Raw genomic sequence first — 24,077 nt, 5'->3', positions numbered from 1 at the left:
TTTTTACTCTTCAACAAGCAAGACAGTAAACTGCTGTCAGCCTTATTTATCCATATGTATATCCATTTGCGGAAATGGTATTTCAATACCTTCAGCATCGAGACCGTTTTTAATCGCTTCCATTAATTCAAAACGTATATCCCAGTACAGCTCACTTTTAACCCATGGGCGCACCACTAGATTAACGCTTGAATCCCCGAGCTCGGCGACAGCAATCTGCGGAGCCGGATCGCTTAGTACATTACTGTTTTCCTTAACGACTTTTTCCAGAACAGCCTTAGTTTTTGCTAAATCCGCACTGTAGCTGACACCAATCATAAGGTCGATACGGCGCGTTGGTTTACGCGAATAGTTGATAATATTACCGCCTAAAATCGCAGAGTTAGGTACAACAACAAATTTGTTATCAACCGTAGTCAGGGTTGTTGCAAATATCTGTACCGATTCAACATTACCGGCAATACCGGCAGCCTCGATATACTCACCCGCTTTAAACGGACGTAATATAATAATTAACACACCGGATGCAAAATTTGAAAGAGAGCCCTGCAGCGCTAAACCCACCGCCAGACCGGCGGCACCAATTAAAGCGATAAACGAGGTTGTCTGCACGCCGATACGGCTTAAAGCTGCAATAACAACAAAGGCAATAATCACATAACGAGTCATATGTGACACAAAATCAACAATCGTACTGTCAAGGTTACGTTTTGTAAGCACTTTGTTAAAACCGCTGGAAATAACACGTGCGGCAAAAAGTCCGATCAGCAGCGTTAATACAGCAGAGATGATATTCATCCCGTATTCAATCAGCAGCCCCTGGTTGTTGGTCACCCACATAAGGCTGTTTTCCACAACATCCATACTATTATCAAGACGCTCAGCAATCAGCTCCGCTGCTTTTTCTGAAGTAGCAGCGCCTGCCGAGGCACTAGTTGACTCAGACATAATAAAATCTCCCTAATTATTAATTCTGATTAAGCTGGTTATAAAAAAATGACCACTGCACCTTAAAGTTCTGGGTTGGTTTTTGTTTAAACTGACTGCGCACAAACTGGCTCATCCGTCCTTCAACATAGGCAAGCAGTATATTAGCAGCCACAGCTTCATCAATATGCAGCTTAGCGCCGTCCAGCATAGGCTTTTCTCTTAAAACCTGCTTAACCTGTGATTCCAGCTTAGAAAAGATATGTTCAATACGTAACTGTAGACGCTCATTCTCACCTAATAAAGCATCACCCGTTAGAATTCGGGTAATACCCGGGTTCTGCTCGGCAAATCCGAGTAAAAAATGCAGCAGATGTTCAATACGTGTCAGAGTCTGCTTCTGCTGCTCTTTAATTAAATTAATTTGAGTGAAAATAGTACTTTCAATAAAATCAATTAATCCTTCAAACATACGTGCTTTACTTGGAAAGTGACGATATAAAGCGGCCTCAGAAACCCCGACTTCAGCTGCAAGTTTTGCCGTGGTAATGCGCTGCCCTGGTTTTCCTTCAAGCATCACAGCTAATGCACGTAAAATATCTTCCTTGCGGTTCACTTTCTTTTTGGTTGTTTGTGTAACCATTGCTAACAGTTTCCTTTGCTAAATTATTCTAATATTAACGCTTACCCGAAAAACTAAAATTTATTGAAAAACTAAATTAATGCTTTCCAGAGTGACCGAAACCGCCTTCACCACGCTCAGAACTGTCAAAGCTTTCTACAATTTCAAAACTGGCCTGTACCACGGGCAGGAAAACCAGCTGTGCTAAACGCTCGCCGGCCTGTAAAGTGAAACTTTCCTGGCTGCGGTTCCAGCAGGACACCATTAACGGTCCTTGATAATCGGAATCAATTAAACCCACCAGGTTGCCTAATACGATACCATGTTTATGACCAAGGCCTGAACGGGGTAAAATAGTGGCGGCTAATTTCGGATCAGCAATATGAATAGCAATACCTGTAGGAATAAGCTGCGTTTCGCCAGGTTGTATAACCATAGGCTGGTCAATACATGCACGTAAATCCATTCCAGCTGAACCCGCAGTGGCATGTTCAGGAAGAGGAAACTCTTTACCAATACGCGGGTCAAGAATTTTAAGTTCGATTTGTTTCATCTTTATAATCCATTGTTTTATAAATGAGTGTAAAATACAGCATACTGCTGATAAATAAGTTCAAGTACGTCTGTTTAAGCTGATAAACAAGTTCAACTATTAAGTACAGAGGTTTACTACACCATACTGCTGAGCTAATACTTTCAAGTATTAGCTCAGAGGTTTACTACGCCATACTGCTGATAAATAATTTCAAGTAACTGACGGGCCACTGCTTTTTTATCGGCGAGAGTTATATCAAATCTTCCCGAAGCAGAAAATACACTTAATGCATTTTTTTCACTATTGAACCCCTGTCCGGCTTTAGCAACATCATTAGCGGCAATCAAATCTAAATTTTTACGCTGTAATTTATCTAAAGCATAATGTTCAACATCCTGCGTTTCGGCGGCAAAACCAACACAAAAGGGACGATTTTCATCTGCGGCAACATCAGCAATAATATCCGGATTTTTTACCAGCCTGATGGTTAAATCATCAATGTCCGGCTGTTTTTTCATTTTATGGGAGGCGGCAGTTTCTGGACGGTAGTCAGCGACAGCCGCACAGGCAATAAAAATATCACAGCTGTTTAAATCAGTTAAACTTGCCTGATGCATCTCTAATGCACTTTTTACATCGATACGCTTTACATGCGCAGGTGTCGTTAAATTAACCGGACCGCTGATCAGCGAGACATTTGCCCCCATCTTTTGAGCAGCTTCAGCCAGTGAAAAGCCCATTTTTCCGGAACTGTAATTACTAATATAACGAACAGGATCTAACGCTTCCTGTGTCGGCCCTGCTGTAATAGTGATATTAACACCGGCAAAAGGCGCTTCTTTATTGTCTAGAAAGTCAATAACTCGCTCCACTAAATCCGCAGGTTCCAGCATACGGCCGGGTCCTACATCACCGCATGCCTGAGCGCCTTGCCCCGGCCCCCAGATCATCATACCCCGCTGTGCTAATACGCTGATATTTTCCTGCGTTGCGGCGGCTAAGTACATCTCCATATTCATTGCAGGAGAAACAGCAATCGGCGCAGGTGTGGCTAAACATAATGTTGTTAGCAGCTCGTCGGCCATACCGGCTCTTAAACGTGCAATTAAGTTTGCTGTTGCCGGAGCCAGCAGAACCAGGTCTGCCCACTTAGCCAGTTCGATATGTCCCATGCCGGCCTCTGCATTAGGATCCAGCAGATCGTCAGCAATGGCATGTCCAGATACAGCCTGCATGGTTAAAGGGGTAATAAACTCTTTAGCAGAAGCTGTCATAACAATGCGTACATCAGCCCCCTGCTCTTTTAAACGGCGGGTTAATTCTGCGCATTTATAAGCGGCAATGCCTCCAGAAATACCTAATAAAATATTTTTTCCACTAAGTGCTAAGGTTGACGGCATAAAAGAAGTCTCAATAAAAGAAGTCAAAAAAGACGGCTACAATAACATAAATCCAGCAGGCAGGGTGTGACAAAATCGTCTAGATTTATACCCGTTATCATTCAATATGCAAAAATCAGCAAGTCGGGAGGTGAACAGTTTCTAGGCGTGAAGCTGAAGATCTAACGGGTTAAATCGAAACTTCACAACAACGAAAATGGATGCCTCACGGCTTGCCCCGTGGGTCGCTAGCTCGAAAATCAATACTACGTTGTAACATTCGATAAGGGATAGCCATTGTCATCATGTTACGCCTTGCCTTGGTGTCCGAGCTAGCGACTGATAAATGCAGCTTGATTGGTAACGGGTATAATAACAATTTGATCTAACTTAAGGCGGTAAATTCATGACAAAACTGAAAGACTGGCCGGATCAGGAAAGACCTCGAGAGAAATTATTAAGGCAGGGCAGCAGTACACTCTCCGATGCCGAGTTATTAGCAATATTTTTACGTACCGGCTGTAAAGGCTTAGATGTCGTGTCGCTGGCAAGACAGCTGATTAGTGAATTCGGTTCATTGCATGCACTGTTCGCGGCCTCAGAAAATGAGTTTTGCACTAAGAAAGGTTTAGGGCAGGCAAAATACGTGCAGCTGCAGGCAGTGCTGGAAATGTCGCGCCGTTATTTACAAGAGCCTATAAAAAGAGGAGAAGCATTAACCAGTGCAGCGCAGACCAAAGCCTTTTTAAGTGCACAGATGCATAACCTGCCCTATGAAGTATTTGCGGCTCTTTTATTAGATACGCAGCATAGAGTGATCCGCTTTCATGAATTTTTCTTTGGTTCAATCGACAGCGCAGCGGTTCACCCGAGAGTTATCGCGCAGAAAGTCTTATCTGAAAATGCAGCGGCAATTATTCTGGTGCATAATCACCCTTCCGGCGATCCGACCGCCAGTATTGCCGATAAAAAAATCACCGAGAAAATCATTTCTGCAATGCATTTGATCGACGTGCGCGTTTTGGATCATTTCATTATAGGGGACACAAAATGTACATCTTTTGCAGAAAATGGGTGGATTTAATGCAAAACATCAGAGTTTTGTTGATCTTTCACACTCAATCATGTATAAAATGCGCCCTCGACGCCTTTGGCGACGGCTAAAAAAGGTGTTCGACTATTTTGCTCGAGTAAAACAATTATTTTGGAGAATTTCGACATGTCTAGAGTATGTCAAGTTACAGGTAAGCGTCCAGCTACTGGTAACAATGTATCACACGCAAAGAACCGCACACGACGTCGTTTTTTACCTAACCTGCAGACACATCGTTTCTGGGTTGAGAGTGAGAACCGTTTTGTAAAACTACGCCTAACTACTAAGGGTATGCGTATCATCGATAAAAAAGGTATTGATGCAGTATTAGCTGATATCCGTGCCAATGGTGAAAAAGTTTAAGGAGCTTAAAAATGCGTGATAAAATTCGTTTAAATTCAAGTGCTGGTACTGGCCATTTTTACACTACTGATAAAAATAAAAAGACTATGCCTGAAAAATTTGAGATCAAAAAGTTTGATCCTGTTGTACGTAAGCACGTTATGTACAAAGAAGGCAAAATCAAGTAATTTTGATTTAACCTGACAAAAACCCAGTTTATACTGGGTTTTTTTATGTCTGAAGAAAAGTAATCAGGGAGAATCAAAATGCGCTTATCCAAGAAAGGCTGGAATAATGTTCTGATCTTTGGTGTGCTGCTTATTATTTTTATTTTCAACTTCAGTCATAAATTAACTCTCTCGCCTAAAGTCCAGCAGCGGACAGTGATCGACAAACAGTTAATGATAGTTGAGATTAAAACCCCGGACTTCAGGATTAAACGAGACGGTAGAAGCTGGTTAAGCGAGCCGAGTTTAGGATTATCAGAACAGCAGCTGGCCTTGCTGGTACAGAACTGGCAGAGCGTAAAATTAGAAACTCAACCTGCGGTGACCGATCTCAGTGCTCCCTACAACATATTTATTTACAGCGCAGATCAGGAGCAGCCGATCATCGTGCAGTTATTTCAGCATGGTGATAATTACCTTCTGCAGAGTGATGCAGACACGTCACTATTTTTAGCAGCAGAGCAGCTGCCGCTTTTTCTAGGACGTTAATTCAACCGCTTTCTGCTTAAATCCCGCGCGAGTATCAAAGATAAACCGATCATCTGCAGAAAGATTGACCAGTTACGCAGCGTAGAAACCTCCTTTCTTAAATACAGCTGCAGATCCATTAACTCTAAATTCAAGAAATACTTATTATCTATCGAGTTCCTAATATTATTCTGGTAATCATTGATTATAAGATCCAGACTGCGCACATCCTGCAGCAGAGCAGCAGGCACCTTCTGATGAAGAAAAGACTCAAGTAACAGAGCATACTGCTGTGCGATTGGTTCTTTTAGCTTCCCCTGATTTAATAATAGATACAAGGTCTCCCTCTTACGTTCAATACCTTCAATCTGCGACCAAAGCAGTCCCATCTCTTTACTGTTATTCGACATCTGCAACGCTAAACTATTGAGCTGACTGCTTTTACCGTCAATAATAAAATGTGTCACTAAAGCCGAAGATATATTAAAAACCAGACCAGTCAGTACAATCATCCAGGTAGGCAGTCCAAACATAGATTTTTCCTATGAAAAAAGTACACTTAATCATATTAGACTAAACCGGGAATATTTATGCCAGAATTACCAGAGGTTGAAACCAGCCGCCGCGGTATCAGTCCACACCTGACAGGTAAAAAAGTAAAGCAGGTAATACTTCGCCATACACAGCTGCGCTGGGAAATTCCGCAGGATCTGTTTGAGCATCTGCACAACGCGCCTTTAATATCCATTGACCGCCGCGCAAAATATCTGCTGCTTAATTTTTCCAGCGGCACCCTGCTGATACATCTAGGTATGTCAGGAAGTTTACGGATCTGCCCGTTAAATACCCCCCATCAAAAACACGATCATGTAGATTTAATTTTTGAGAATACGGTACTGCGTTTTACCGATCCGCGCCGTTTCGGCGCAGTTTTATGGCTTGGCCTGAATCCCGAGTCATCAACTTTACTAAATAAATTAGGACCGGAGCCTCTATGCGAGGATTTCAACGGCAAGTATCTGCACCAGACAGCGCAGAAGCGCAAACTGCCGGTAAAACAGTTCATCATGGATCAGAAGGTCGTTACCGGAGTCGGAAATATTTATGCAACAGAAGCTTTATTTACGAGTGGTATTAATCCGAACCGAGCAGCAGATAATATTTCACAAAAACGCTATCAGTTATTAGCTGACACGATTAAAGAGATTTTACAGCAGGCAATACAGCAGGGCGGCACCACCTTGAAGGATTTTGTCGGAAGTGACGGCAAGCCGGGGTATTTTCAGCAGACGCTGCATATTTACGGCAAAGCAGGCCAGAACTGCCCGCAGTGCCAGACACCTTTAAAAGCGGTTAAATTAGCAGCAAGAAACAGTGTTTACTGCCCGAAGTGTCAGCGTTAGGTTATAGCTGTCGCCTGTGAGCTGATGGTGTAACTTTCACCGTCACTATCCCGCCCTGACGGCGTGTTACTTTTCTTTGAACAGCCAAAGAAAAGTAACCAAAAGAAAGGCTGCCCGAGCCATTTTTTTATCTTGCCATGCCCACCAGCTTCTAAACGCACCATCTCAGACATTACATCCCTGTACTGACTGAGATTAGAAAAATCATCCATGATTTTTCTTGCTAAAGCAGTTGTTCATAGCAAGAAAAATGGACGGGAGATACTTAGTCGCATTGGTTTGGTGATAAAACCGTCATTTATACGAGAAAAAACACTAATTAACATAATAGGTATTTGGTGAATATGCTTGGTGTAATCACCTGTAATTTTTTTGCTTTGCGTTTTAAGCTACCCTAATAAATTAATTTATTAGGGTAGTTGCAATCTAATAGCAAGGCCTTAAGTTTTAGATAAAGGAAATACTTCATGTCGCTAGGAAAGCTCCTTCTTTATATATTTGTAATCGGTATGGCATCGGCAGTGATATTGCCTAGCATAATGGGACCGAGAGGATCAGGTACATCTATTAAAACTTCAGATACCTCTATTAAAATATCACAGGGCGAGGTTAATTCTTGTTTGAATCGTATTCACGAAAACACTATGTACGATAAAGATCGTTTAAATTACATAGGTAACGATGGAAGAAGTATTATCGTTACCTATTTAAATGATATGGGTAAGACTCACAAATTTATGTGTGATGGGAATAAGGTTAAGCTATGGGCAAAAGGAGCTGGAATGTGGATGGATATGTAAAATAGAACTCGATCAAGCTTCTGCATTTACCATAACACCCGTTATGCAAGTTATTACTCGTGTCCACACTCTACGTGGGTACGAGCAATAAGAGCCCTCTCAATTTCACAACAAATTTCATGCATTAGAACACCAAACTAATGCGGCTGCGAAAATTTCCGTTTACGTTTTTCTTGATCAATCAATACCTTTAGCAAGTGGAAATATGAAGACTCCCGTCAGCGGGTCATTTTCTTAACAAAAACCACCACGAACAGCGCGATAGTAAAACTCCCCGTAAAGGCTTCTATAGCGGCCACCAGCCTCGACAAACCAACCGGTATAAAGTCGCCATAACCCAGCGTGGTAAAAGTCACTACGCTGTAATAGAGGCATTCAAAGAAGAATATGATATTTTTCTCTAAACTCGTATGTATAGAAAATACCTGATACTCGCCGGCGAAACGTAAACCGAAACAGTAGTAAAAAAGGCTGCTGATAAAAATCAGCAGTAATGAGAAAAACACCACTCGCAGAGGATCTTCACCATAACCGCAGAAGAGGTCCACAACTTTTGAATAGAGGCGCTTAACCGAGTAAGGCGGCGCCTGGAAGCGGCGCATGGTTAACTCTTTACGCAGATACGGTCCCGCTAAGGTAAATAACCCCTGTGATTCACTGGCTTTTCGTAAATTACGATAAACCTCTTCGGCCTGTTCATAATAATCATTTGCTTGTTTCTGATCCCCCTGCTCTTCGAATTCTCGAGCACGAGTTTCCTGAATAATCTCGTGGCCTGTTTTTATATGCTCAATCTTTGTGTCCTTAAATTTAACACCGAGTAAATTGCACTCTTCAAGGTGTGCACAGTGAATATTGGCATGGGATAAATTCGCTTTCATTAAACTGCCGCGAATTAAAACAATATTAAAAAGGTGGGCTCCTTGTAAGTCTGCTCTGTACAGATCAGCACCGGTTAAATCAAACCCGTACTTTTTACCTCTGCGTACTAGATTAAGATTTTTTAAATTTGCATTTTTTAAGGAGATACCGTGCATCATGCCGCCGCTGCGCGCATATTTTTCTAGTTTTTCCGCACTGTCCGGCGCAGTTTTTTCAATACTATGGTCATGCCAGTAACAAAATTCTGAAGAATGAAGCGGCGCAGAACAGCGCTCTCCCAAATGGTTTACATATTTACAGACTTCAGTATTGCAGTCAGACATAAACATCCCCTTCTATAACTTGTTTTTAAGTATAGAAAGGGAAAATAGTTCTGCCTATGAGGTATTAAAGTTGTTTCTTAAGCAGTGCTTTTTTTACACAGGCAGGGGCAAAGGAGTGTATATCGCCGTTATGTTTGAATACTTCTTTAACAACCGTTGACGAGATAAAACCTGTGGAAGCATTAGCCGGTAAAAGGATAGTTTCTAATTCATGGTTTAGTGTTTTATTAACCTGGGCCAGCTGCAGTTCATAATCGGCATCTGTTGCACCGCGGATGCCGCGAACCAGAGCCTCAGCTTTATGCTCAACGGCAAAATCAGCCAGTAATCCTGAAAAAGGAATAACTTCAATTCCAGGGATATCTGCTGTAGCTTCCGCTAATAACGCACAGCGTTCTTCTAAACTGAACAGCGGCTTTTTACTGGTATTAACCGCCACAGCAACAATAACTCGCGGGGCCAGTCTGCTGGCTCTGCTTAACAGGTCAATATGTCCGAAGGTAACAGGATCAAAAGAACCGGGGAAAATAACTGTGTGCATATTTATTTAACCACTGCATCATTAATAACTTTTAACTCGTCTTTTGCTGACTCTGCATTCCAGTAAAAACTATACCAGGGATCCGGGTTCTCTTCAGAGCGAAAGCTTTCTTTAGGAAATTCAATGGTAATATAATTATCGTCAAAAGAATAAACCGAGGCTCCAATCTCAACATCACTTGTTAACCAAAACAGCACAAAAGCTACAAAAGGGTAAATGCAGAACATTTTAAACATAACAAACTCCATTAATTTTCAAGTTCTATTGTATCGCGAATGTTATGACAAAATGAATATGTTTTACAGTAAACTAACCCTAATAAGGTCTTTTTTAGACTCAACTTTCATTCAAATAATAAGGATTTCGGCGAAAATTTGTAAAAATTCCGGACTTATCGCAAAAAACGACATCCATCAAAAAAAAGTCTTTTTAAAACAACTAATTAATTTTCTACTTAAAAAAACAACCGTTCTGCAGCAGTAATTAACTGAAAATGTCTAATTATTGAGCTACATTTATGACTGTTATTCGAATGCAGCAGGAGATAATTGTTATGAATTACATTTTTCACGAAGTAATTAAAAGCACATATTTAACCTTAGCATTAGCCGTATTGTTTGATATTTTTATTCAAGGTTACAGTCCCTATCACAACTGGGTTATATCTGCTTTAGTCGGGTTATATGCCGTGTATCATCTTATTTTCCGGCGCCGCCACCTGCACAGAAATTAATCCGCAGCAGGTGGTTATTCAAATAAGCATTCAGGCAGAATCTGATTAATACTTGAAGGCCACCTTCTCTTTTGACTGTTTAAAAACAGCCTCAGATAAAAAACTTAAAAACTCATCACCACTGCGGTCATCAATCCATTTTCCGTCTTTATAGTCATAATGATGGCCATTTTCTAAAGTCGCTAACCAGACCTGGTGCAGCGGCTGCTGACGATTAATAATGAACTTGCTGCGGTTTTCGAACTCAAGGGTTAACAGCCCGCCGTTCTGGTCATAATCCACATCGGCACCTGATTCCTCGATGCAATCTTCAATAATTTGGTATAGCTCATCAGCTAATTGTTGAAATTCACTATCATTCATCTTACTTCCCCTTTGCTTTTGAACAATGAAATGCGATTATATACTCAAAGCTCTTGAGTATCTCGCGCAAAAAATATTACTAGGATCAGGCATGAAAAACACAAATATCTTATTAACAACTCTGCTTTTTTCAAGTCTGCTCGCGGGCTGCGGTATGAAAGGCCCGCTTTATAGAACACCTGTGGAGCCGCCGCAGACTGAAACTGTGCAGCAGACAGAACAGCTACAGCTACAGCTACAGCTACAGCAGGATAGCCAGAAAACAAGCAGCGAAGAGCCTGACAGCACTTCTGAAAATACAGCTATAAGCGAGTGATATAACAGACAAGGTTTCACTTCAACTCTCGCCAGTCGTCGATTGACGAACTAGGTTCATAAACAGACTTAAGTAAATGAAAAGGATTTAAAATTGGATCACTTTAATTATCAGAATGATGGTCGTCTTTTTGTTGAAGGACTGCCGGTAGAGCAGGTTATCGAAAAATCCGGCACGCCGGCTTATATATATTCTCGAGCAACCATTGAACGTCACTGGAAGGGATTTGATCTGGCTGCCGGTGATCACCCTCACCTGATCTGTTATGCCGTAAAAGCTAATTCAAATTTAGGCGTATTGAATCTAATGGCCCGTTTAGGATCTGGTTTTGATATTGTTTCTGTCGGCGAACTATTACGTGTTATTCAGGCCGGCGGTGATCCGAAAAAGGTGGTTTTTTCCGGGGTTGGTAAAACCGAAATTGAAATTGCAACGGCCTTACAGGCAGGGATTCTCTGTTTTAATGTTGAGTCTATTTCTGAGCTGTACCGGATCAACGAAGTGGCAGAGAGCCTAAATAAAAAAGCACCTATATCGATTCGTATTAACCCTAATATCGATGCAGGCACACACCCCTATATTTCAACCGGATTAAAAGAAAATAAATTCGGTATCGAAATTGAACAGGCTTCTACGGTTTACCATCTGGCGAATGAACTTGAATTTATCGAAGTAAAAGGTGTGGACTGCCATATTGGTTCACAGTTAACTGAAATTGAACCTTTTCTTGAAGCATTAGATAAACTACTGATTTTAATAGACCAGCTGGCTGAACAGGGGATCACTATTGATCATCTTGATTTAGGCGGCGGTTTAGGTGTTCCTTACGATAAAGAAACACCGCCTGAGCCGCCTGAATATATGAAAGCGATTGTAGCCAGAATGAACGGCCGCAGGCTGAAACTGATTTTTGAACCCGGCCGTGCCATTATGGCCAATGCCGGTGTTTTAGTGACTAAAGTTGAGTTTTTAAAACTGAACGATCATAAAAACTTCGCAATTGTTGATGCCGCCATGAACGATCTTATCCGCCCGGCACTATACAGCGCATGGCAGAATATTATCCCGCTCAATAACCAGCTTGGTGATTCAGAAATTCGTCCGCTGCGGACTTATGATATTGTCGGCCCGATCTGTGAAACCGGTGATTTTCTGGGTAAAGAGCGTCAGCTTGCATTAGCAGAGGGTGATCATCTGGTTGTACGCAGCGCGGGTGCCTATGGTGCAACAATGAGTTCAAATTATAACTCCCGATGCCGCCCTGCCGAAATTATTGTTGATGGTGAAAAGGCCTTTGTGGTGCAGGAACGCGAAGAGCATAGAGATCTATGGCGCGGCGAGCACGTTTTACCGTAAAAATAATTCTCTTTATTAACTGGAGTGAATGCACCCGCTTTACTCCAGTTACAGACAAAATACCGATGCAGCGATAAATCAACAGCGAGAACTAATGAATATTCAATTTTCCAAAATGCAGGGCTTAGGTAATGACTTTATGGTCATTGATAACGTCACTCAAAATGTTTTCCTGTCAAAAGATGCAATCAGCCGCTTAGCCGATCGTAATTTTGGTATTGGTTTTGATCAGTTATTAATGGTTGAGCCGCCTTATGACCCAGAGCTGGATTTTCATTACCGGATATTTAACGCCGACGGCAGTGAAGTTGAACAGTGCGGCAACGGCGCACGCTGCTTTGCACGTTTTGTTAAAATGAAAGGTTTAACGCAGAAACGAGTGATTAATGTCAGCACTGCTAAAGGTAAAATTCAGCTTAAAATAGAACAGGACGGCAACATTACCGTCGATATGGGCAAGCCAGTTTTAGATCCGGCAAAAATTCCTTTTACAGCCAAAAAAGAAGAAAAAACTTATATCCTTCGCGTTGAAGATCATACGGTTATCTGCGGTGCAGTATCCATGGGGAATCCGCACTGCGTGGTTTTAGTTGATGATATTGATAAAGCCCCCGTTGAAATACTCGGACCGTTATTAGAAAAACATGAACGTTTTCCAAATAAAGTAAATGTTGGTTTTTTAGAAGTTAAAAGCCGTGACTTTGCACGTTTACGTGTCTGGGAGCGTGGTGTAGGCGAAACACTGGCCTGCGGTACAGGAGCATGCGCAGCAGCGGTTGTCGGCCAGCTGCAGGGTAAGCTTGATACACATTGTACCATTGCCCTGCCCGGCGGTGAATTACGCTTTTTCTGGCAGCCTGGACAAAATGTAAGAATGACAGGTGCGGCAGAGTTTGTATTTGACGGGCAGATTCAGATCTGATTATCTCCCCCGAAAAGCGGTCTGTCTGTAAAAGTGCAATTTTTCTGTTATAACAGCAAAATTGCACTTTTTTGCTTTATACCCGTTATCATTCAATATGCAAAAATCAGCAGGTCGAGAGGTGGACAGCTTCTAGACGTGAAGGTGAAGATCTAACGGGTTAAATCGAGACTTCACAACAACGAAGATGTTTACCTCTCGGCTTGCCCCGTGGGTCACTCGCTCGAAAACCAATACTGCGTTGCAGCATTCGATAAGGGCCTGCCATTCAAGGATTAAAGTCTTTGTTTTAATCCTACCGATAGAGGATTAACGAAGTTAATCTCTCGAAAGGTCATCATGCTGCGCCTTGTCTTGGTATCCGAGCGGGTGACTGATAAATGCATTTTGATTGGTAACGGGTATATACCCTTTCGTTTTTAACTTAGAGAATTTATGAGCTCATTACAGCCTCTTATAAAAAGTTATTTAAACCACCTTGCCAGCCAGCGGGGGTTAAGCCCGATCACCATTAAAAACTACCAGCGCAATTTAGCCGAGTTCAGCGCTATGCTTGAGGATAAAAAAATAAGCAGCTGGACAGAGCTGGACAGTCAGACCGTGCGTTTGATGGTTAAACAGCTTCACCAGAAAGGTATTAAAGCACGTTCAATTGCCACTAAGCTGTCAGCTTTACGCTCCTTTCTAGAGCATTTAGTGCAGTTCGAAGTAATAACTCATAATCCGGCCAAGGGCATATCTGCCCCCAAACTGGACAAACCGTTACCGAAAAATATATCAGTTGACGAAATATTCCAGCTCCTAGATATTGATGAAGACGATCCGCTCAGCGTCAGGGACCAATGCATGATGGAGCTGATGTATTCATCAGGGCTGCGCCTTAGCGAGTTAGTTGGTATTAACTTGATTGATATTAAACTCTCTGAAAAAGAGGTGATGGTAACCGGTAAAGGCAGTAAACAGCGTTTATTACCCATTACGGATCGAGCGGTGCAGACAATTAAGCAGTGGCTCAAAATACGTCCTGACTTTTGCCAGCCGGGCGAAACCGCCCTGTTTGTTTCTAAACAGAAAAATCGAATTTCAGAGCGTAATGTGCAGGCGAGAATGGAACAGTGGGGATTAAAACAGGCACTGCCCAGTCACCTCAACCCGCACAAATTACGCCATTCTTTTGCCACACATATGTTAGAGTCGAGCGGTAATCTGCGTGCGGTGCAGAGCTTACTGGGACACGCTGATTTAGCAACCACTCAGGTCTATACCCACCTTGATTTTCAGCATCTAACCCAGGTTTACGATCAGGCTCACCCGCGTGCAAAACGAAAAAAGTAACTGTTCACTATCTATTCAACATCAATCGGAATAATCACTATGAAGTACTATCGACCTGTCAGACCCTTTAAAGCGATCAGTTTTGATCTTGATGATACCTTGTATGACAACCATCCGATCATCAAAAAAGCGGAAAGTGCTATTATTGAACACCTCAATAACAGCTACCCTGAACTTGCACAGTTAACGCAGAAACAGTGGTTATTATACAAAGATCTTATTGTAAAAGAGTTTCCAGAACTGCAGTATGATGTTTCTTTATGGCGCATTAAAACACTGACTCGAGTAATGACCATCCATGGCATTCCTCAGTTCAAAGCCGTTGAATATGCTAAGCACGCCTTTACAGAGTTTTTAAAACTGCGCAGCGACTTTACTGTGCCCTTAGAAAGCATTCAGCTTCTTGAAAAACTTGCTGAATCTTATCCGGTTATTGCTATTACCAATGGTAATGTCGATGAATTTCAAATTCGCCTGCACGATAAATTTCAGTTTATTTTAAAAGCAGGTGACGGATTGAAATCCAAACCGCACGCAGATCTTTTTATAGAAGCGGCCAGACGTTTAAATATTGAAGTCAGTGATATCCTGCATGTCGGCGATCATCTGATCAGTGATGTTTACGGCGCACAGAATAACGGCGCACAGGCTGTATGGTTTAATCCCAATAAACAATCTCTAAATGGTGCTCGGTTATTGCCGAGTGTTGAAATCAGCCATTTAGATCACCTGTACAAACTGCTATAGTTAGCTGACAACTGAATAAATAAACAGGTTTTCTTATGGATGTTTCTTACTTAATTGATGGTTTAAACGATCACCAGCGTGCGGCAGTTTCTGCTCCCGAGCAGAATATGCTTGTTCTGGCAGGCGCCGGCAGTGGTAAAACACGGGTTTTAACCCATCGCATTGCATGGTTAATGCAGGTAGAAAACATCCCGACCTACGGCATCTTAGCGGTAACCTTTACCAATAAAGCGGCCAAAGAGATGCGCGGCCGTATTGCCGACATCTGTCCACATCATATCGGCGGCATGTGGATAGGTACTTTCCACGGTATAGCCCACCGTTTATTACGCTTACATTATCAGGAAGCAGACCTGCCTGAACAGTTTCAGATAATTGACAGTGATGATCAGCAGAAGATGATTAAACGTATCATCAAAAGCCTTAATCTGGATGAAAAATACTATCCTGCGAAGGAGCTGCAGTGGTATATCAACGATAAAAAAGATGAAGGTTTACGCGCGAAACATATTGAAGCGGGTTACAGTCTGCAGGAAAAACAGCGCCTGCAGGTTTATCAAGCCTATGAAGAGGCTTGTCAGCTGGCCGGGCTGGTTGATTTTGCAGAACTGTTATTACGTGCCCATGAACTGCTACTACAATATCCGGCGTTACTGCAGCATTATCAGCAGCGTTTCCGCCATGTATTAGTCGACGAATTCCAGGATACCAATAAACTGCAGTACGCCTGGCTGAATCTGCTCACCGATAACGGTAATTATCTGACCATTGTAGGAGATGATGATCAGTCAATATACGGCTGGCGCGGCGCCGATGTTGAAAATATCCAGCGTTTTTTAAGAGAAAAAAATAACCCGGTAACCGTACGTTTAGAACAGAACTACCGCTCCACAGGGCATATACTGAATGCTTCTAACCATCTGATAAAAAACAACAGTGAACGCCTTGGTAAAGAATTATGGACCAGCGGAGAAGATGGTGAGTCGATTGCTATCTACAGCGCATTTAATGATTATGACGAAGTGCGTTATGTCACCACGCAGCTGCAGACCTGGAAAAACAGCGGCAAAAAATTAGCTGAATGTGCGATTTTATACCGCAGCAATGCCCAGTCCCGCTTGTTCGAAGAACAGTTAATGGCGCAGCAGATCCCTTATCATATCTACGGCGGGCAGCGTTTCTTCGACCGTTTAGAGATAAAAGACAGTGTCGCTTATCTGCGTTTAATGAATAATCACCAGGATGATGCGGCTTTTGAACGTGTGGTTAATAAACCGAAACGTAAAATTGGCAATACTACACTTGATAAAATCCGCATCTGCGCCCGCGAGCAGGGTTATACCATGTGGCAGGCAAGTCTGTTTTTAATTGAAAATAAACAGCTCAGTGCCGGCGCGGCTTCTTCGCTGAGAATGTTTATTGAACTGATCAACCGCTTTAAAAGCGAAACATCGGAACTTCCTTTATTTCAGATCGTTGACCATGTCATCTGCAGTTCGGGTCTGCAGGCAATGTTTGAAAATGAAAAAGGTGAAAAATCCCGCAGCCGCATAGAAAACCTGCAGGAGCTTGTTTCTGCCACCAAATCATTTGTTATCCCTGAAGAAGAGCAGGATATGGATGAGCTTACTGCGTTCCTCGCTTATGCCGCATTAGAGTCAGGCGACAACCAGGCTGATGAATTTGACGATGCAGTGCAGCTGATGACCATGCATGCTGCTAAGGGCCTGGAGTTCCCGCAGGTATTTATGGTTGGTGTGGAAGAAGGCATGTTTCCCGGTCAGCAGTCTGCCGATGATGAAACACGTTTAGCAGAAGAGCGCCGCCTTTGTTATGTAGGCATGACTCGTGCGATGCACAAGCTGACCATCTGTCATGCAGAAAGCCGTCGTTTATACGGCCAGGAAAAATTTCATTCACCGTCCCGTTTTATTAACGAACTGCCGGAACAGGATATCGAATATATCCGCCTTAAAACCCAGGTTCGCAGAATGCAGCCGGCAACAGTTAAAAAACCTGTCTTTAGCGGAGAAAGTCAGGATATCCAGGGCTTTAAACTTGGTCAGCAGGTCAAACACCCTAAATTTGGAGAAGGGACAGTGACAGCACAGGAAGGCAGCGGTGAAAACAGCCGTTTACAAGTTCATTTTATGGGTGCCGGCAGTAAATGGTTAATGACAGCTTATGCACGACTTGAAGCAGTTTAAATAAAATGAATCAAGGTCCGGTTATACAGCTTATAACCGGACGGTAAGCGTATTTCCAGATATAAGTCATTGATATTAATTCCCCCTATAAAAAAACTCAGTCACAGCGCAAGTTTCGTACAATTTTTAACCACCCTTGTTATAAAATAAAATAATATTAACTAAACTTTAAACGTAAAATTTTATATTTATTTAAATCCAATGCATGCCGGCAGTAAGCGCCGGCAGCCGCAAATGGATATGTACAGGAGTTAAGAATGTCTTTTAAACCCGTTAAAGATTTTCTCAGTTATATAGAAGAATGCCATATGGCACTTGCAGATCTCTATCTGCGTCTCAGCCAGGAAGCAAGTGAAGAAAAAGTTAAGTTACTGCTGGATTTTATGCGCAACAAAGAACAGCTTTCCTATCTCAACCTTCATGATTATGCGGAGCAGGCGCCGCAAAGTTTATTGGACACCTGGCTTGATAATGTTTTTGATCAAAGCTTTCCCATGAAATGCCAGCAGATGAAACTGCAGCCGGAACTAGCGATTGACGACGTGGTCGCTTTAGCGATGAAGCTTGATACACAGCTGATTGAGCTTATGCAGACCGCCGCTTATAACTCCCCGACCATTGAAGCGGAAGTGGCACTGGAAAATTTATCCAACAGGGAAGAAGAAACACTGCACCATGTGGTGATGGCAAGCCATGAATTTGAATTTATGTAAAAATAGTAACAGTCGTTTTCTGACACTTTAAACAGAAGATAATTTTCTGTTTAAAGTATCTATTTTAAAGCCCTTCCCCTAGTCTTCACCGCCGATAAACGGTAGAATCTGCGCTTATTTATATTACCCGAATCACCTAAAAATACAGGAATCATAATTTTTATATGATCCCTATTTTTAAGTGGTTTTGGTGTATCGGCCCGTATCAATTGGTGACTTATCTATGAAAGCGCATATCCAGCAACTACTTGAGCAAGCGATTGTTTCTCTACAAACACAAAAGATTCTTCCTGAAGATATCCAGCCGCGCATTGTTATTGACCGCACGAAAGATAAATCTCATGGTGACTTTGCAAATAACCTTGCGCTGATGTTAGCAAAACCGGCAAAACAAAACCCTCGCGCTTTAGCGGAGTTAATTGTAAAAAATATTCCACAGTCCGATTTAGTAACAAAAATGGAAATTGCAGGCCCGGGGTTTATTAACTTTTTTATTAATCCTAACCACCTTGAGAAACAAATTGACGGTGCTTTTGCAGATACTAAATTAAATGTTGACGTTACTGAAAATCCGCAGACAATTGTTGTTGATTACTCTTCACCAAATCTTGCTAAAGAGATGCATGTCGGTCACTTACGCTCATCAATAATCGGTGATGCCGTTGCTCGTACATTAGAGTTTCAGGGACATAATATTATTCGCCAGAATCACGTTGGTGACTGGGGAACACAGTTTGGTATGCTGCTCGCTTACATGGAAGAGCTGCGTGCTAAAAACGAACCTATTGAGAATAATCTTTCCAATCTTGAAGTATTTTATCGTGCGGCCAAAGGTCGTTTTGATGAATCCGAAGAGTTTGCAACACGCGCACGTAATTTAGTGGTTGAATTACAAGGCGGTAATGAAGAGTGTTTAAAACTTTGGACAGAATTTAATGAAATCAGCCTTTCCCACTGTCAGGAAACTTACGATCGTTTAGGTGTGAGCCTGACTCGTGAAGATGTGCGTGGTGAAAGCACTTATAACGAAGACTTAGCAGTTGTTGTTGCAGATCTGGATAAAAAAGGTTTATTAAAAGAAAGCCAGGGCGCTAAATGTGTCTTTTTAGAAAGCTTCAAAAATAAAGAAGGCGAACCGCTTCCTGTTATCATTCAGAAAAAAGATGGTGGTTTCCTATACGCAACATCTGACTTAGCGGCTATGCGTTACCGCCAGAATGAGCTGAATGCTGATCGTGTTCTTTATTTTGTAGATGCGCGTCAAGGTTTACACTTCCAGCAGGTATTTGAAGTTGCACGCTTATCTGGGTTCGTAAAAGAACAGACGTCTCTTGAACATATGCCCTTTGGTACAGTAATGGGAGAAGACGGCCGTCCGTTTAAAACTCGTTCAGGTACTGTTGCAAAATTAGCAGATCTGTTAACTGAAGCTGAAGTGCGTGCTTACGAATTAGTAAAAGAAAAAAATAAAGAGATGGATGAGCAGGAGCTTCGCCATATCGCATCTGTTGTTGGTATTGCATCAGTTAAATATGCAGATCTTTCTAAAAACCGCACCAGTGACTACACCTTCAGCTTCGACAGCATGTTAAGTTTTGAAGGTAATACAGCACCTTACTTATTATATGCTTACACACGTGTAGCAAGTATCTTCAATAAAGCCGATATATCTATGGACAGCGTAACAGCTGATATATCGTTAACAGAAGAGAAAGAGAGAGATCTGGCCGGCAAACTAATGCAGTTTAACGAAATAGTTAACAGTGTTGCTAAGCAAGGGATGCCGCATTTCTTATGCTCATACCTGTTTGAGTTAGCAGGTCTGTTTTCAAGTTTCTACGAAGCCTGCCCGATTCTAGCTGCAGAAAATGAAACACAAAAACAAAGCCGTCTTAAATTAGCTGCACTGACAGCGAAAACCCTTAAGCAAGGACTATCACTGCTTGGTATTAACACACTGGAACGCATGTAAAAATGGCTGTTGTTAATAGACGCAAACCTGCTAGATCGGCAAAAACGAATAAAAAAGCACCTCGTAAACGCCCGGTCAGCAAACGAAACTCGCCTAAAAAGGGATTTCCTTTTTTAGCGTCTTTCGCGGCGCTTTTATTAATTGCTTTTATCGGCTATTTTATTTTTGCGGTTGAAAAACCAGAACCGGCCGCTGTGATAAAAAAACAACATGTGAAAAAAGAAGAAGTACTGCCGGAAAAACCACAGCCGCAGTGGGAATATGAAGATGCCCTTAAAGAAAAAGAGGTTGTAGTCGATATCCCTGCTGCAAAGAAAGCAACTGATCCTTACCAGATGCAGTGTGGTTCATTCCGTCGAAAAGAGGATGCTGAATCCTTAAAAGCACAGATTGCCTTTCAGGGATTAAACAGCCAGGTTAAGAAAACCGGTAACTGGTACCGCGTAATTTTGGGCCCCTATGAGCGTAAACGTGTCGCTGAAAAAGAGCGCCATAAACTGCAGCGGGCTAGAATTAACGGCTGCCAGATCTGGTTTTGGCGTTAATTAATTTAAGAAAGAACTAAAAGGGTAAATGAATAATTTACCCTTTTGTGTTTTTACTTCCCTTGAAATAAAAATAATCCCCCATATATCTATAACACTAAGAGCCAAAATCGATTCGGCTCATTCAATTTCTAAGCTCAAAGGTAATAATTATGACTACTATTGTTTCAGTACGTCGCAACGGCCAGGTTGTTGTTGGTGGTGACGGTCAAGTTTCTCTCGGTAATACAGTCATGAAAGGCAATGCACGCAAAGTGCACCGTTTATATAACGATAAAGTAATGGCAGGTTTTGCCGGCGGTACTGCAGATGCATTTACTTTATTAGAGCGTTTTGAAGCTAAATTACAGGCACACCAGGGTAACCTGGAACGAGCAGCAGTAGAACTAGCTAAAGACTGGCGTACAGATAAGATGCTCCGTAAGCTGGAAGCATTATTAGCCGTTGCAGATAAGCACCATTCATACATCATTACAGGTAACGGTGATGTGGTCAGACCGGAAAATGATTTAATTGCAATTGGCTCAGGCGGCAACTTCGCACAGTCAGCAGCAACAGCGCTGTTAGAAAATACAGATTTAGACGCGAAAACAATTGTTGAAAAAGCGCTGACCATTGCAGGTAACATTTGTGTATTCACAAATACCAACCAGACAATCGAATGCATTGATTATGAAGATAATCACAACGCAGACAGCAAAAAATAGGAATACAGCATTATGTCAAATATGACTCCAAAACAGATTGCACATGAATTAGACCGCCATATTATCGGCCAGAATAAAGCAAAACGCGCTGTTGCTATAGCACTTCGTAACCGCTGGCGCCGTATGCAGCTTGATGAAGAGATTCGTCAGGAAGTAACTCCTAAAAATATACTGATGATCGGCCCGACCGGTGTAGGTAAAACGGAAATAGCCCGCCGCTTAGCACGACTGGCCAATGCGCCGTTTATTAAAGTTGAAGCAACCAAATTTACTGAAGTTGGTTATGTAGGTAAAGAAGTTGAAACAATCGTACGTGATTTAGTTGATGTAGCCATTAAAATCACTCGCGAACAAGAGATGGAAAAAGTAACGCATAGGGCAGAAGATTTAGCCGAAGACCGTATTCTGGATATTCTAATTCCACCGGCGAAAACCAGCAGTGAATGGGATAATACCTCGACTGAAGACGGCGCGGCTCGTCAGTCTTTCCGTAAAAAATTACGTGAAGGAAAACTAGACGACAAAGAGATTGAGATTGATGTGCCGGTACCACAAGTCGGTGTAGAGATTATGGCACCTCCAGGCATGGAAGAGATGACCAATCAGCTCCAGGGTATGTTCCAGAATTTGTCCGGGAAAGAAGAAACTAAAAAACGCAAAATGAAAATCAAAGATGCGCTTAAAGCATTAATAGAAGATGAAGCTGCTAAACTGGTTAATCAGGAAGATCTTAAAGAAAAAGCGTTATTTGCAGCGGAAAATAACGGCATTATCTTTATCGATGAAATTGATAAAATTTGTAAACGCGGTGAAGCATCAGGCCCGGATGTATCACGCGAAGGTGTACAACGCGACCTGCTGCCGTTAATTGAAGGTTCAACGGTAAGTACTAAGCACGGCATGGTAAAAACAGATCATATGCTGTTTATCGCATCAGGTGCATTCCAGATAGCGAAACCATCGGACCTTATTCCTGAATTACAAGGTCGTCTGCCTATCAGAGTTGAACTGGAAGCGCTTAAAGAAGAAGACCTGGCTCGAATTCTGACAGAGCCTAAAGCTTCTCTAAGCGAGCAGTATCAAGCGCTGTTAGCTACTGAAGGGGTAACAATTGAATTCACTAAAGACGGTATTGATAAAATAGCTAAATCAGCCTGGCATGTGAATGAAACAACCGAAAATATCGGCGCACGTCGTTTACACACCTTAATGGAACGGATTATGGATGAACTTTCATATGAAGCTTCTGATCGTCAAGGTGACAGTATTATCATTGATGAAAAATACGTAGCAAATTCTTTAGATGACGTTGTAGAAAATGAAGATTTAAGCCGCTATATTTTATAACCTCAAAATAAACAGATAACAACAAACCACTATTAAAGAAATTTGATAGTGGTTTTTTTTATCTGGAATTTGAATTTCCATACAGGAGCGAGCAGGTTCACTCGGGTTCGTTATTGCCCGTTTGGCGATGGACAGCATTCGCAGAGCTCCTCCGCTCGTGACACTGCGCTGTCGCGCAATCTACAGGGCACGCGGAGCTTAGCCCGTTCGTGACACTCAGCTTTCACTGAACTCACCCCGACTCTCACATGGGAGACCATTTTTGTATTGCAGTCCCTTGAACAAGGTTCAAGGAAACAAGATGCAGCTAAGCACCATCGGCGCAGCTGCGTTTCACTTCTGAGTTCGGAAAGGGAAGGAGAGTAGGGTCCCTTGACCCGGAGGAGAATGTAGGCGAACCCCTTATGCTAGTGGCATAAGGAAGTTCGCTGTAATAGTGGAAGCTTTGTTTGACGTTGATGGGGCCATCTTTAGATTTTAAAAGCAAAAAAGCCCTGATGTTTCCATCAGGGCTTTTTCTAATAGGTGTCTAGCAATGAAACAGGACTCGCAGAGCTCGTCCGCTCATGAACCTTGGCTTACGCCAAATTCACCCTACTATCACATGACAGGAAACCAACTTCGTTGGTGCTGTTAACCTTTCCCCATGCGAGAGCAGGTCAAAACATAAATCGCAGGAATTAAAAAAGCCCCACCAGAACTAACCAGTGGGGCTATTTGTATAGGTTGCTTATAGATTGCAAGCTTGACGATGGACAGGAGTCGCAGAGCTCGTCCGCTCGTGACACTGCGCTGTCGCGCAACTCGCCCTACTATCACATGAGTAGAAACCAACTTCGTTGGTGCTTCTCACCTTTCCCCATGTGAAGTAGTCATCGCCGTCAAAGCGCTAAAACGAAAAAATCCCTGCTGACGTAGTCAACAGGGATTATTCGTATTAGGCGCTTGGCGATGACCTACTCTCACATGGGGAAACCCCACACTACCATCGGCGCAGCTGCGTTTCACTTCTGAGTTCGGAAAGGGATCAGGTGGGACCACAGCGCTATTGCCGCCAAGCATAAAAATTTAATTAGGAAAGCCTCGTTCCCATGCATCCGCGTGGGGATGCATAGTCACTTGTTTTGTTCTATCAATCTTGCAGTTTGTAAAATATGTTTTCGCAAACGTATATTTGTCTTGGTGTAGTCAACTAATGTCGTTGCTACGCAACACCATTTAGGTGTTGTATGGTTAAGCCTCACGGGTAATTAGTACAAGTTAGCTCAATAC

28 protein-coding genes and 1 rRNA gene are annotated in these 24,077 nt (G+C 42.4%); 18 read left to right on the top strand and 11 right to left on the bottom strand.

Features of this window, described 5'->3' with window-relative positions:
* Nucleotides 1-42 precede the first annotated feature (42 nt).
* From mscS to coaBC, 4 genes are all read right to left on the bottom strand, one after another.
* On the bottom strand, nt 43-948 hold the full coding sequence (gene mscS / locus G337_RS0115095; RefSeq protein ID WP_157619328.1) for a small-conductance mechanosensitive channel MscS: 906 nt from the start codon (nt 946-948) through the stop codon (nt 43-45).
* Nucleotides 949-967: 19 nt separating this feature from the next.
* On the bottom strand, nt 968-1,570 hold the full coding sequence (gene slmA / locus G337_RS0115090) for a nucleoid occlusion factor SlmA (protein WP_028864640.1): 603 nt from the start codon (nt 1,568-1,570) through the stop codon (nt 968-970).
* Nucleotides 1,571-1,646: 76 nt separating this feature from the next.
* Entirely contained in the window at nt 1,647-2,102 is a 456-nt protein-coding gene (gene dut, locus G337_RS0115085) for a dUTP diphosphatase (RefSeq protein WP_028864639.1), read from the bottom strand.
* 155 nt (nt 2,103-2,257) lie between these two features.
* Nucleotides 2,258-3,484, bottom strand: coding sequence for a bifunctional phosphopantothenoylcysteine decarboxylase/phosphopantothenate--cysteine ligase CoaBC (gene coaBC, locus G337_RS0115080; RefSeq protein ID WP_028864638.1), 1,227 nt, complete (start codon nt 3,482-3,484; stop codon nt 2,258-2,260).
* A gap of 385 nt (nt 3,485-3,869) precedes the next feature.
* Here coaBC and radC point away from each other — a divergent pair, with 385 nt between their 5' ends.
* The 4 genes from radC (at nt 3,870) to G337_RS0115060 (ending at nt 5,614) form a co-directional block, all read left to right on the top strand.
* Nucleotides 3,870-4,547, top strand: a complete 678-nt coding sequence (gene radC / locus G337_RS0115075) for a RadC family protein (RefSeq protein WP_028864637.1) — start codon at nt 3,870-3,872, stop codon at nt 4,545-4,547.
* Nucleotides 4,548-4,682: 135 nt separating this feature from the next.
* Nucleotides 4,683-4,919, top strand: a complete 237-nt coding sequence (gene rpmB / locus G337_RS0115070) for a 50S ribosomal protein L28 (protein ID WP_028864636.1) — start codon at nt 4,683-4,685, stop codon at nt 4,917-4,919.
* An 11-nt stretch (nt 4,920-4,930) separates the two neighbouring features.
* Complete coding sequence (gene rpmG / locus G337_RS0115065; protein WP_011768487.1) at nt 4,931-5,086, top strand: 50S ribosomal protein L33; 156 nt, start codon at nt 4,931-4,933, stop codon at nt 5,084-5,086.
* Between the two features lie 78 nt (nt 5,087-5,164).
* Nucleotides 5,165-5,614 carry a hypothetical protein gene (locus tag G337_RS0115060; RefSeq protein ID WP_028864635.1) on the top strand — a complete coding sequence of 150 codons (450 nt, stop codon included), beginning with the start codon at nt 5,165-5,167 and terminating at the stop codon, nt 5,612-5,614.
* Here the strand turns inward: G337_RS0115060 and G337_RS0115055 are convergent.
* Complete coding sequence (locus tag G337_RS0115055) at nt 5,611-6,126, bottom strand: hypothetical protein (protein ID WP_028864634.1); 516 nt, start codon at nt 6,124-6,126, stop codon at nt 5,611-5,613. The genes G337_RS0115060 and G337_RS0115055 overlap by 4 nt on opposite strands.
* 57 nt (nt 6,127-6,183) lie before the next feature.
* Between G337_RS0115055 and mutM the strand changes: the two genes are divergently transcribed.
* Nucleotides 6,184-6,996: a bifunctional DNA-formamidopyrimidine glycosylase/DNA-(apurinic or apyrimidinic site) lyase gene (gene mutM / locus G337_RS0115050; protein ID WP_028864633.1), complete on the top strand. Its 813-nt coding sequence runs from the start codon at nt 6,184-6,186 to the stop codon at nt 6,994-6,996.
* Here the strand turns inward: mutM and G337_RS0115045 are convergent.
* Nucleotides 6,993-7,208 (bottom strand): hypothetical protein, encoded by a 216-nt coding sequence (locus tag G337_RS0115045; protein WP_019616401.1) that lies wholly within the window; start codon nt 7,206-7,208, stop codon nt 6,993-6,995. The two genes, mutM and G337_RS0115045, sit on opposite strands and share 4 nt — an antisense overlap.
* 255 nt (nt 7,209-7,463) lie before the next feature.
* On the opposite strand from G337_RS0115045, the gene G337_RS0115040 reads away from it, so the two are divergent.
* Nucleotides 7,464-7,796: a hypothetical protein gene (locus tag G337_RS0115040; RefSeq protein ID WP_028864632.1), complete on the top strand. Its 333-nt coding sequence runs from the start codon at nt 7,464-7,466 to the stop codon at nt 7,794-7,796.
* 218 nt (nt 7,797-8,014) lie between these two features.
* On the opposite strand, the gene G337_RS0115035 is transcribed toward G337_RS0115040, so the two are convergent.
* From G337_RS0115035 to G337_RS0115025, 3 genes are all read right to left on the bottom strand, one after another.
* Nucleotides 8,015-9,001, bottom strand: a complete 987-nt coding sequence (locus G337_RS0115035; RefSeq protein WP_028864631.1) for a pentapeptide repeat-containing protein — start codon at nt 8,999-9,001, stop codon at nt 8,015-8,017.
* Nucleotides 9,002-9,065: 64 nt separating this feature from the next.
* Nucleotides 9,066-9,542: a pantetheine-phosphate adenylyltransferase gene (gene coaD, locus G337_RS0115030; protein ID WP_028864630.1), complete on the bottom strand. Its 477-nt coding sequence runs from the start codon at nt 9,540-9,542 to the stop codon at nt 9,066-9,068.
* A gap of 2 nt (nt 9,543-9,544) precedes the next feature.
* Nucleotides 9,545-9,778 (bottom strand): hypothetical protein, encoded by a 234-nt coding sequence (locus G337_RS0115025; RefSeq protein ID WP_028864629.1) that lies wholly within the window; start codon nt 9,776-9,778, stop codon nt 9,545-9,547.
* A gap of 317 nt (nt 9,779-10,095) precedes the next feature.
* On the opposite strand from G337_RS0115025, the gene G337_RS0115015 reads away from it, so the two are divergent.
* A complete protein-coding gene (locus tag G337_RS0115015) occupies nt 10,096-10,275 on the top strand; it encodes a hypothetical protein (protein ID WP_028864627.1) in 180 nt (59 codons plus the stop codon).
* Between the two features lie 45 nt (nt 10,276-10,320).
* Here G337_RS0115015 and cyaY read toward each other — a convergent pair whose 3' ends face one another.
* Complete coding sequence (gene cyaY / locus G337_RS0115010; RefSeq protein ID WP_028864626.1) at nt 10,321-10,638, bottom strand: iron donor protein CyaY; 318 nt, start codon at nt 10,636-10,638, stop codon at nt 10,321-10,323.
* Between the two features lie 91 nt (nt 10,639-10,729).
* On the opposite strand from cyaY, the gene lptM reads away from it, so the two are divergent.
* The 11 genes from lptM to hslU all read left to right on the top strand — a co-directional run bounded on the left by lptM (nt 10,730) and on the right by hslU (nt 22,805).
* The gene (lptM, locus tag G337_RS26335; RefSeq protein WP_037027611.1) at nt 10,730-10,954 is read left to right on the top strand and encodes an LPS translocon maturation chaperone LptM; all 225 of its coding nucleotides are present in this window, start codon (nt 10,730-10,732) and stop codon (nt 10,952-10,954) included.
* A gap of 93 nt (nt 10,955-11,047) precedes the next feature.
* The gene (lysA, locus tag G337_RS0115000) at nt 11,048-12,310 is read left to right on the top strand and encodes a diaminopimelate decarboxylase (RefSeq protein WP_028864625.1); all 1,263 of its coding nucleotides are present in this window, start codon (nt 11,048-11,050) and stop codon (nt 12,308-12,310) included.
* Between the two features lie 94 nt (nt 12,311-12,404).
* Nucleotides 12,405-13,232: a diaminopimelate epimerase gene (dapF, locus tag G337_RS0114995; protein ID WP_028864624.1), complete on the top strand. Its 828-nt coding sequence runs from the start codon at nt 12,405-12,407 to the stop codon at nt 13,230-13,232.
* Between the two features lie 435 nt (nt 13,233-13,667).
* Nucleotides 13,668-14,567, top strand: coding sequence for a tyrosine recombinase XerC (gene xerC, locus G337_RS0114990; RefSeq protein ID WP_028864623.1), 900 nt, complete (start codon nt 13,668-13,670; stop codon nt 14,565-14,567).
* A gap of 39 nt (nt 14,568-14,606) precedes the next feature.
* Entirely contained in the window at nt 14,607-15,314 is a 708-nt protein-coding gene (locus tag G337_RS0114985; RefSeq protein WP_028864622.1) for an HAD-IA family hydrolase, read from the top strand.
* Nucleotides 15,315-15,349: 35 nt separating this feature from the next.
* A complete protein-coding gene (uvrD, locus tag G337_RS0114980) occupies nt 15,350-17,521 on the top strand; it encodes a DNA helicase II (RefSeq protein WP_028864621.1) in 2,172 nt (723 codons plus the stop codon).
* 257 nt (nt 17,522-17,778) lie between these two features.
* Nucleotides 17,779-18,234, top strand: a complete 456-nt coding sequence (locus tag G337_RS0114975) for a hypothetical protein (protein WP_028864620.1) — start codon at nt 17,779-17,781, stop codon at nt 18,232-18,234.
* Nucleotides 18,235-18,457: 223 nt separating this feature from the next.
* Nucleotides 18,458-20,206 carry an arginine--tRNA ligase gene (gene argS / locus G337_RS0114970; RefSeq protein ID WP_028864619.1) on the top strand — a complete coding sequence of 583 codons (1,749 nt, stop codon included), beginning with the start codon at nt 18,458-18,460 and terminating at the stop codon, nt 20,204-20,206.
* A gap of 2 nt (nt 20,207-20,208) precedes the next feature.
* On the top strand, nt 20,209-20,751 hold the full coding sequence (locus tag G337_RS0114965; protein ID WP_028864618.1) for an SPOR domain-containing protein: 543 nt from the start codon (nt 20,209-20,211) through the stop codon (nt 20,749-20,751).
* A gap of 152 nt (nt 20,752-20,903) precedes the next feature.
* Nucleotides 20,904-21,458 (top strand): ATP-dependent protease subunit HslV, encoded by a 555-nt coding sequence (gene hslV / locus G337_RS0114960; protein ID WP_028864617.1) that lies wholly within the window; start codon nt 20,904-20,906, stop codon nt 21,456-21,458.
* A gap of 12 nt (nt 21,459-21,470) precedes the next feature.
* Nucleotides 21,471-22,805, top strand: coding sequence for an ATP-dependent protease ATPase subunit HslU (hslU, locus tag G337_RS0114955; RefSeq protein WP_028864616.1), 1,335 nt, complete (start codon nt 21,471-21,473; stop codon nt 22,803-22,805).
* Nucleotides 22,806-23,748: 943 nt separating this feature from the next.
* Here the strand turns inward: hslU and rrf are convergent.
* A 5S ribosomal RNA gene (gene rrf / locus G337_RS0114950) occupies nt 23,749-23,864 on the bottom strand.
* Nucleotides 23,865-24,077: the final 213 nt, after the last annotated feature.

Origin of the sequence: Psychromonas aquimarina ATCC BAA-1526 (assembly GCF_000428725.1) — a bacterium.
GTDB classification, from domain to species: Bacteria; Pseudomonadota; Gammaproteobacteria; order Enterobacterales; family Psychromonadaceae; genus Psychromonas; species Psychromonas aquimarina.
The sequence above is the reverse complement of the archived record's forward strand: the minus strand, read 5'-3'. Positions and strand labels throughout refer to the sequence as shown.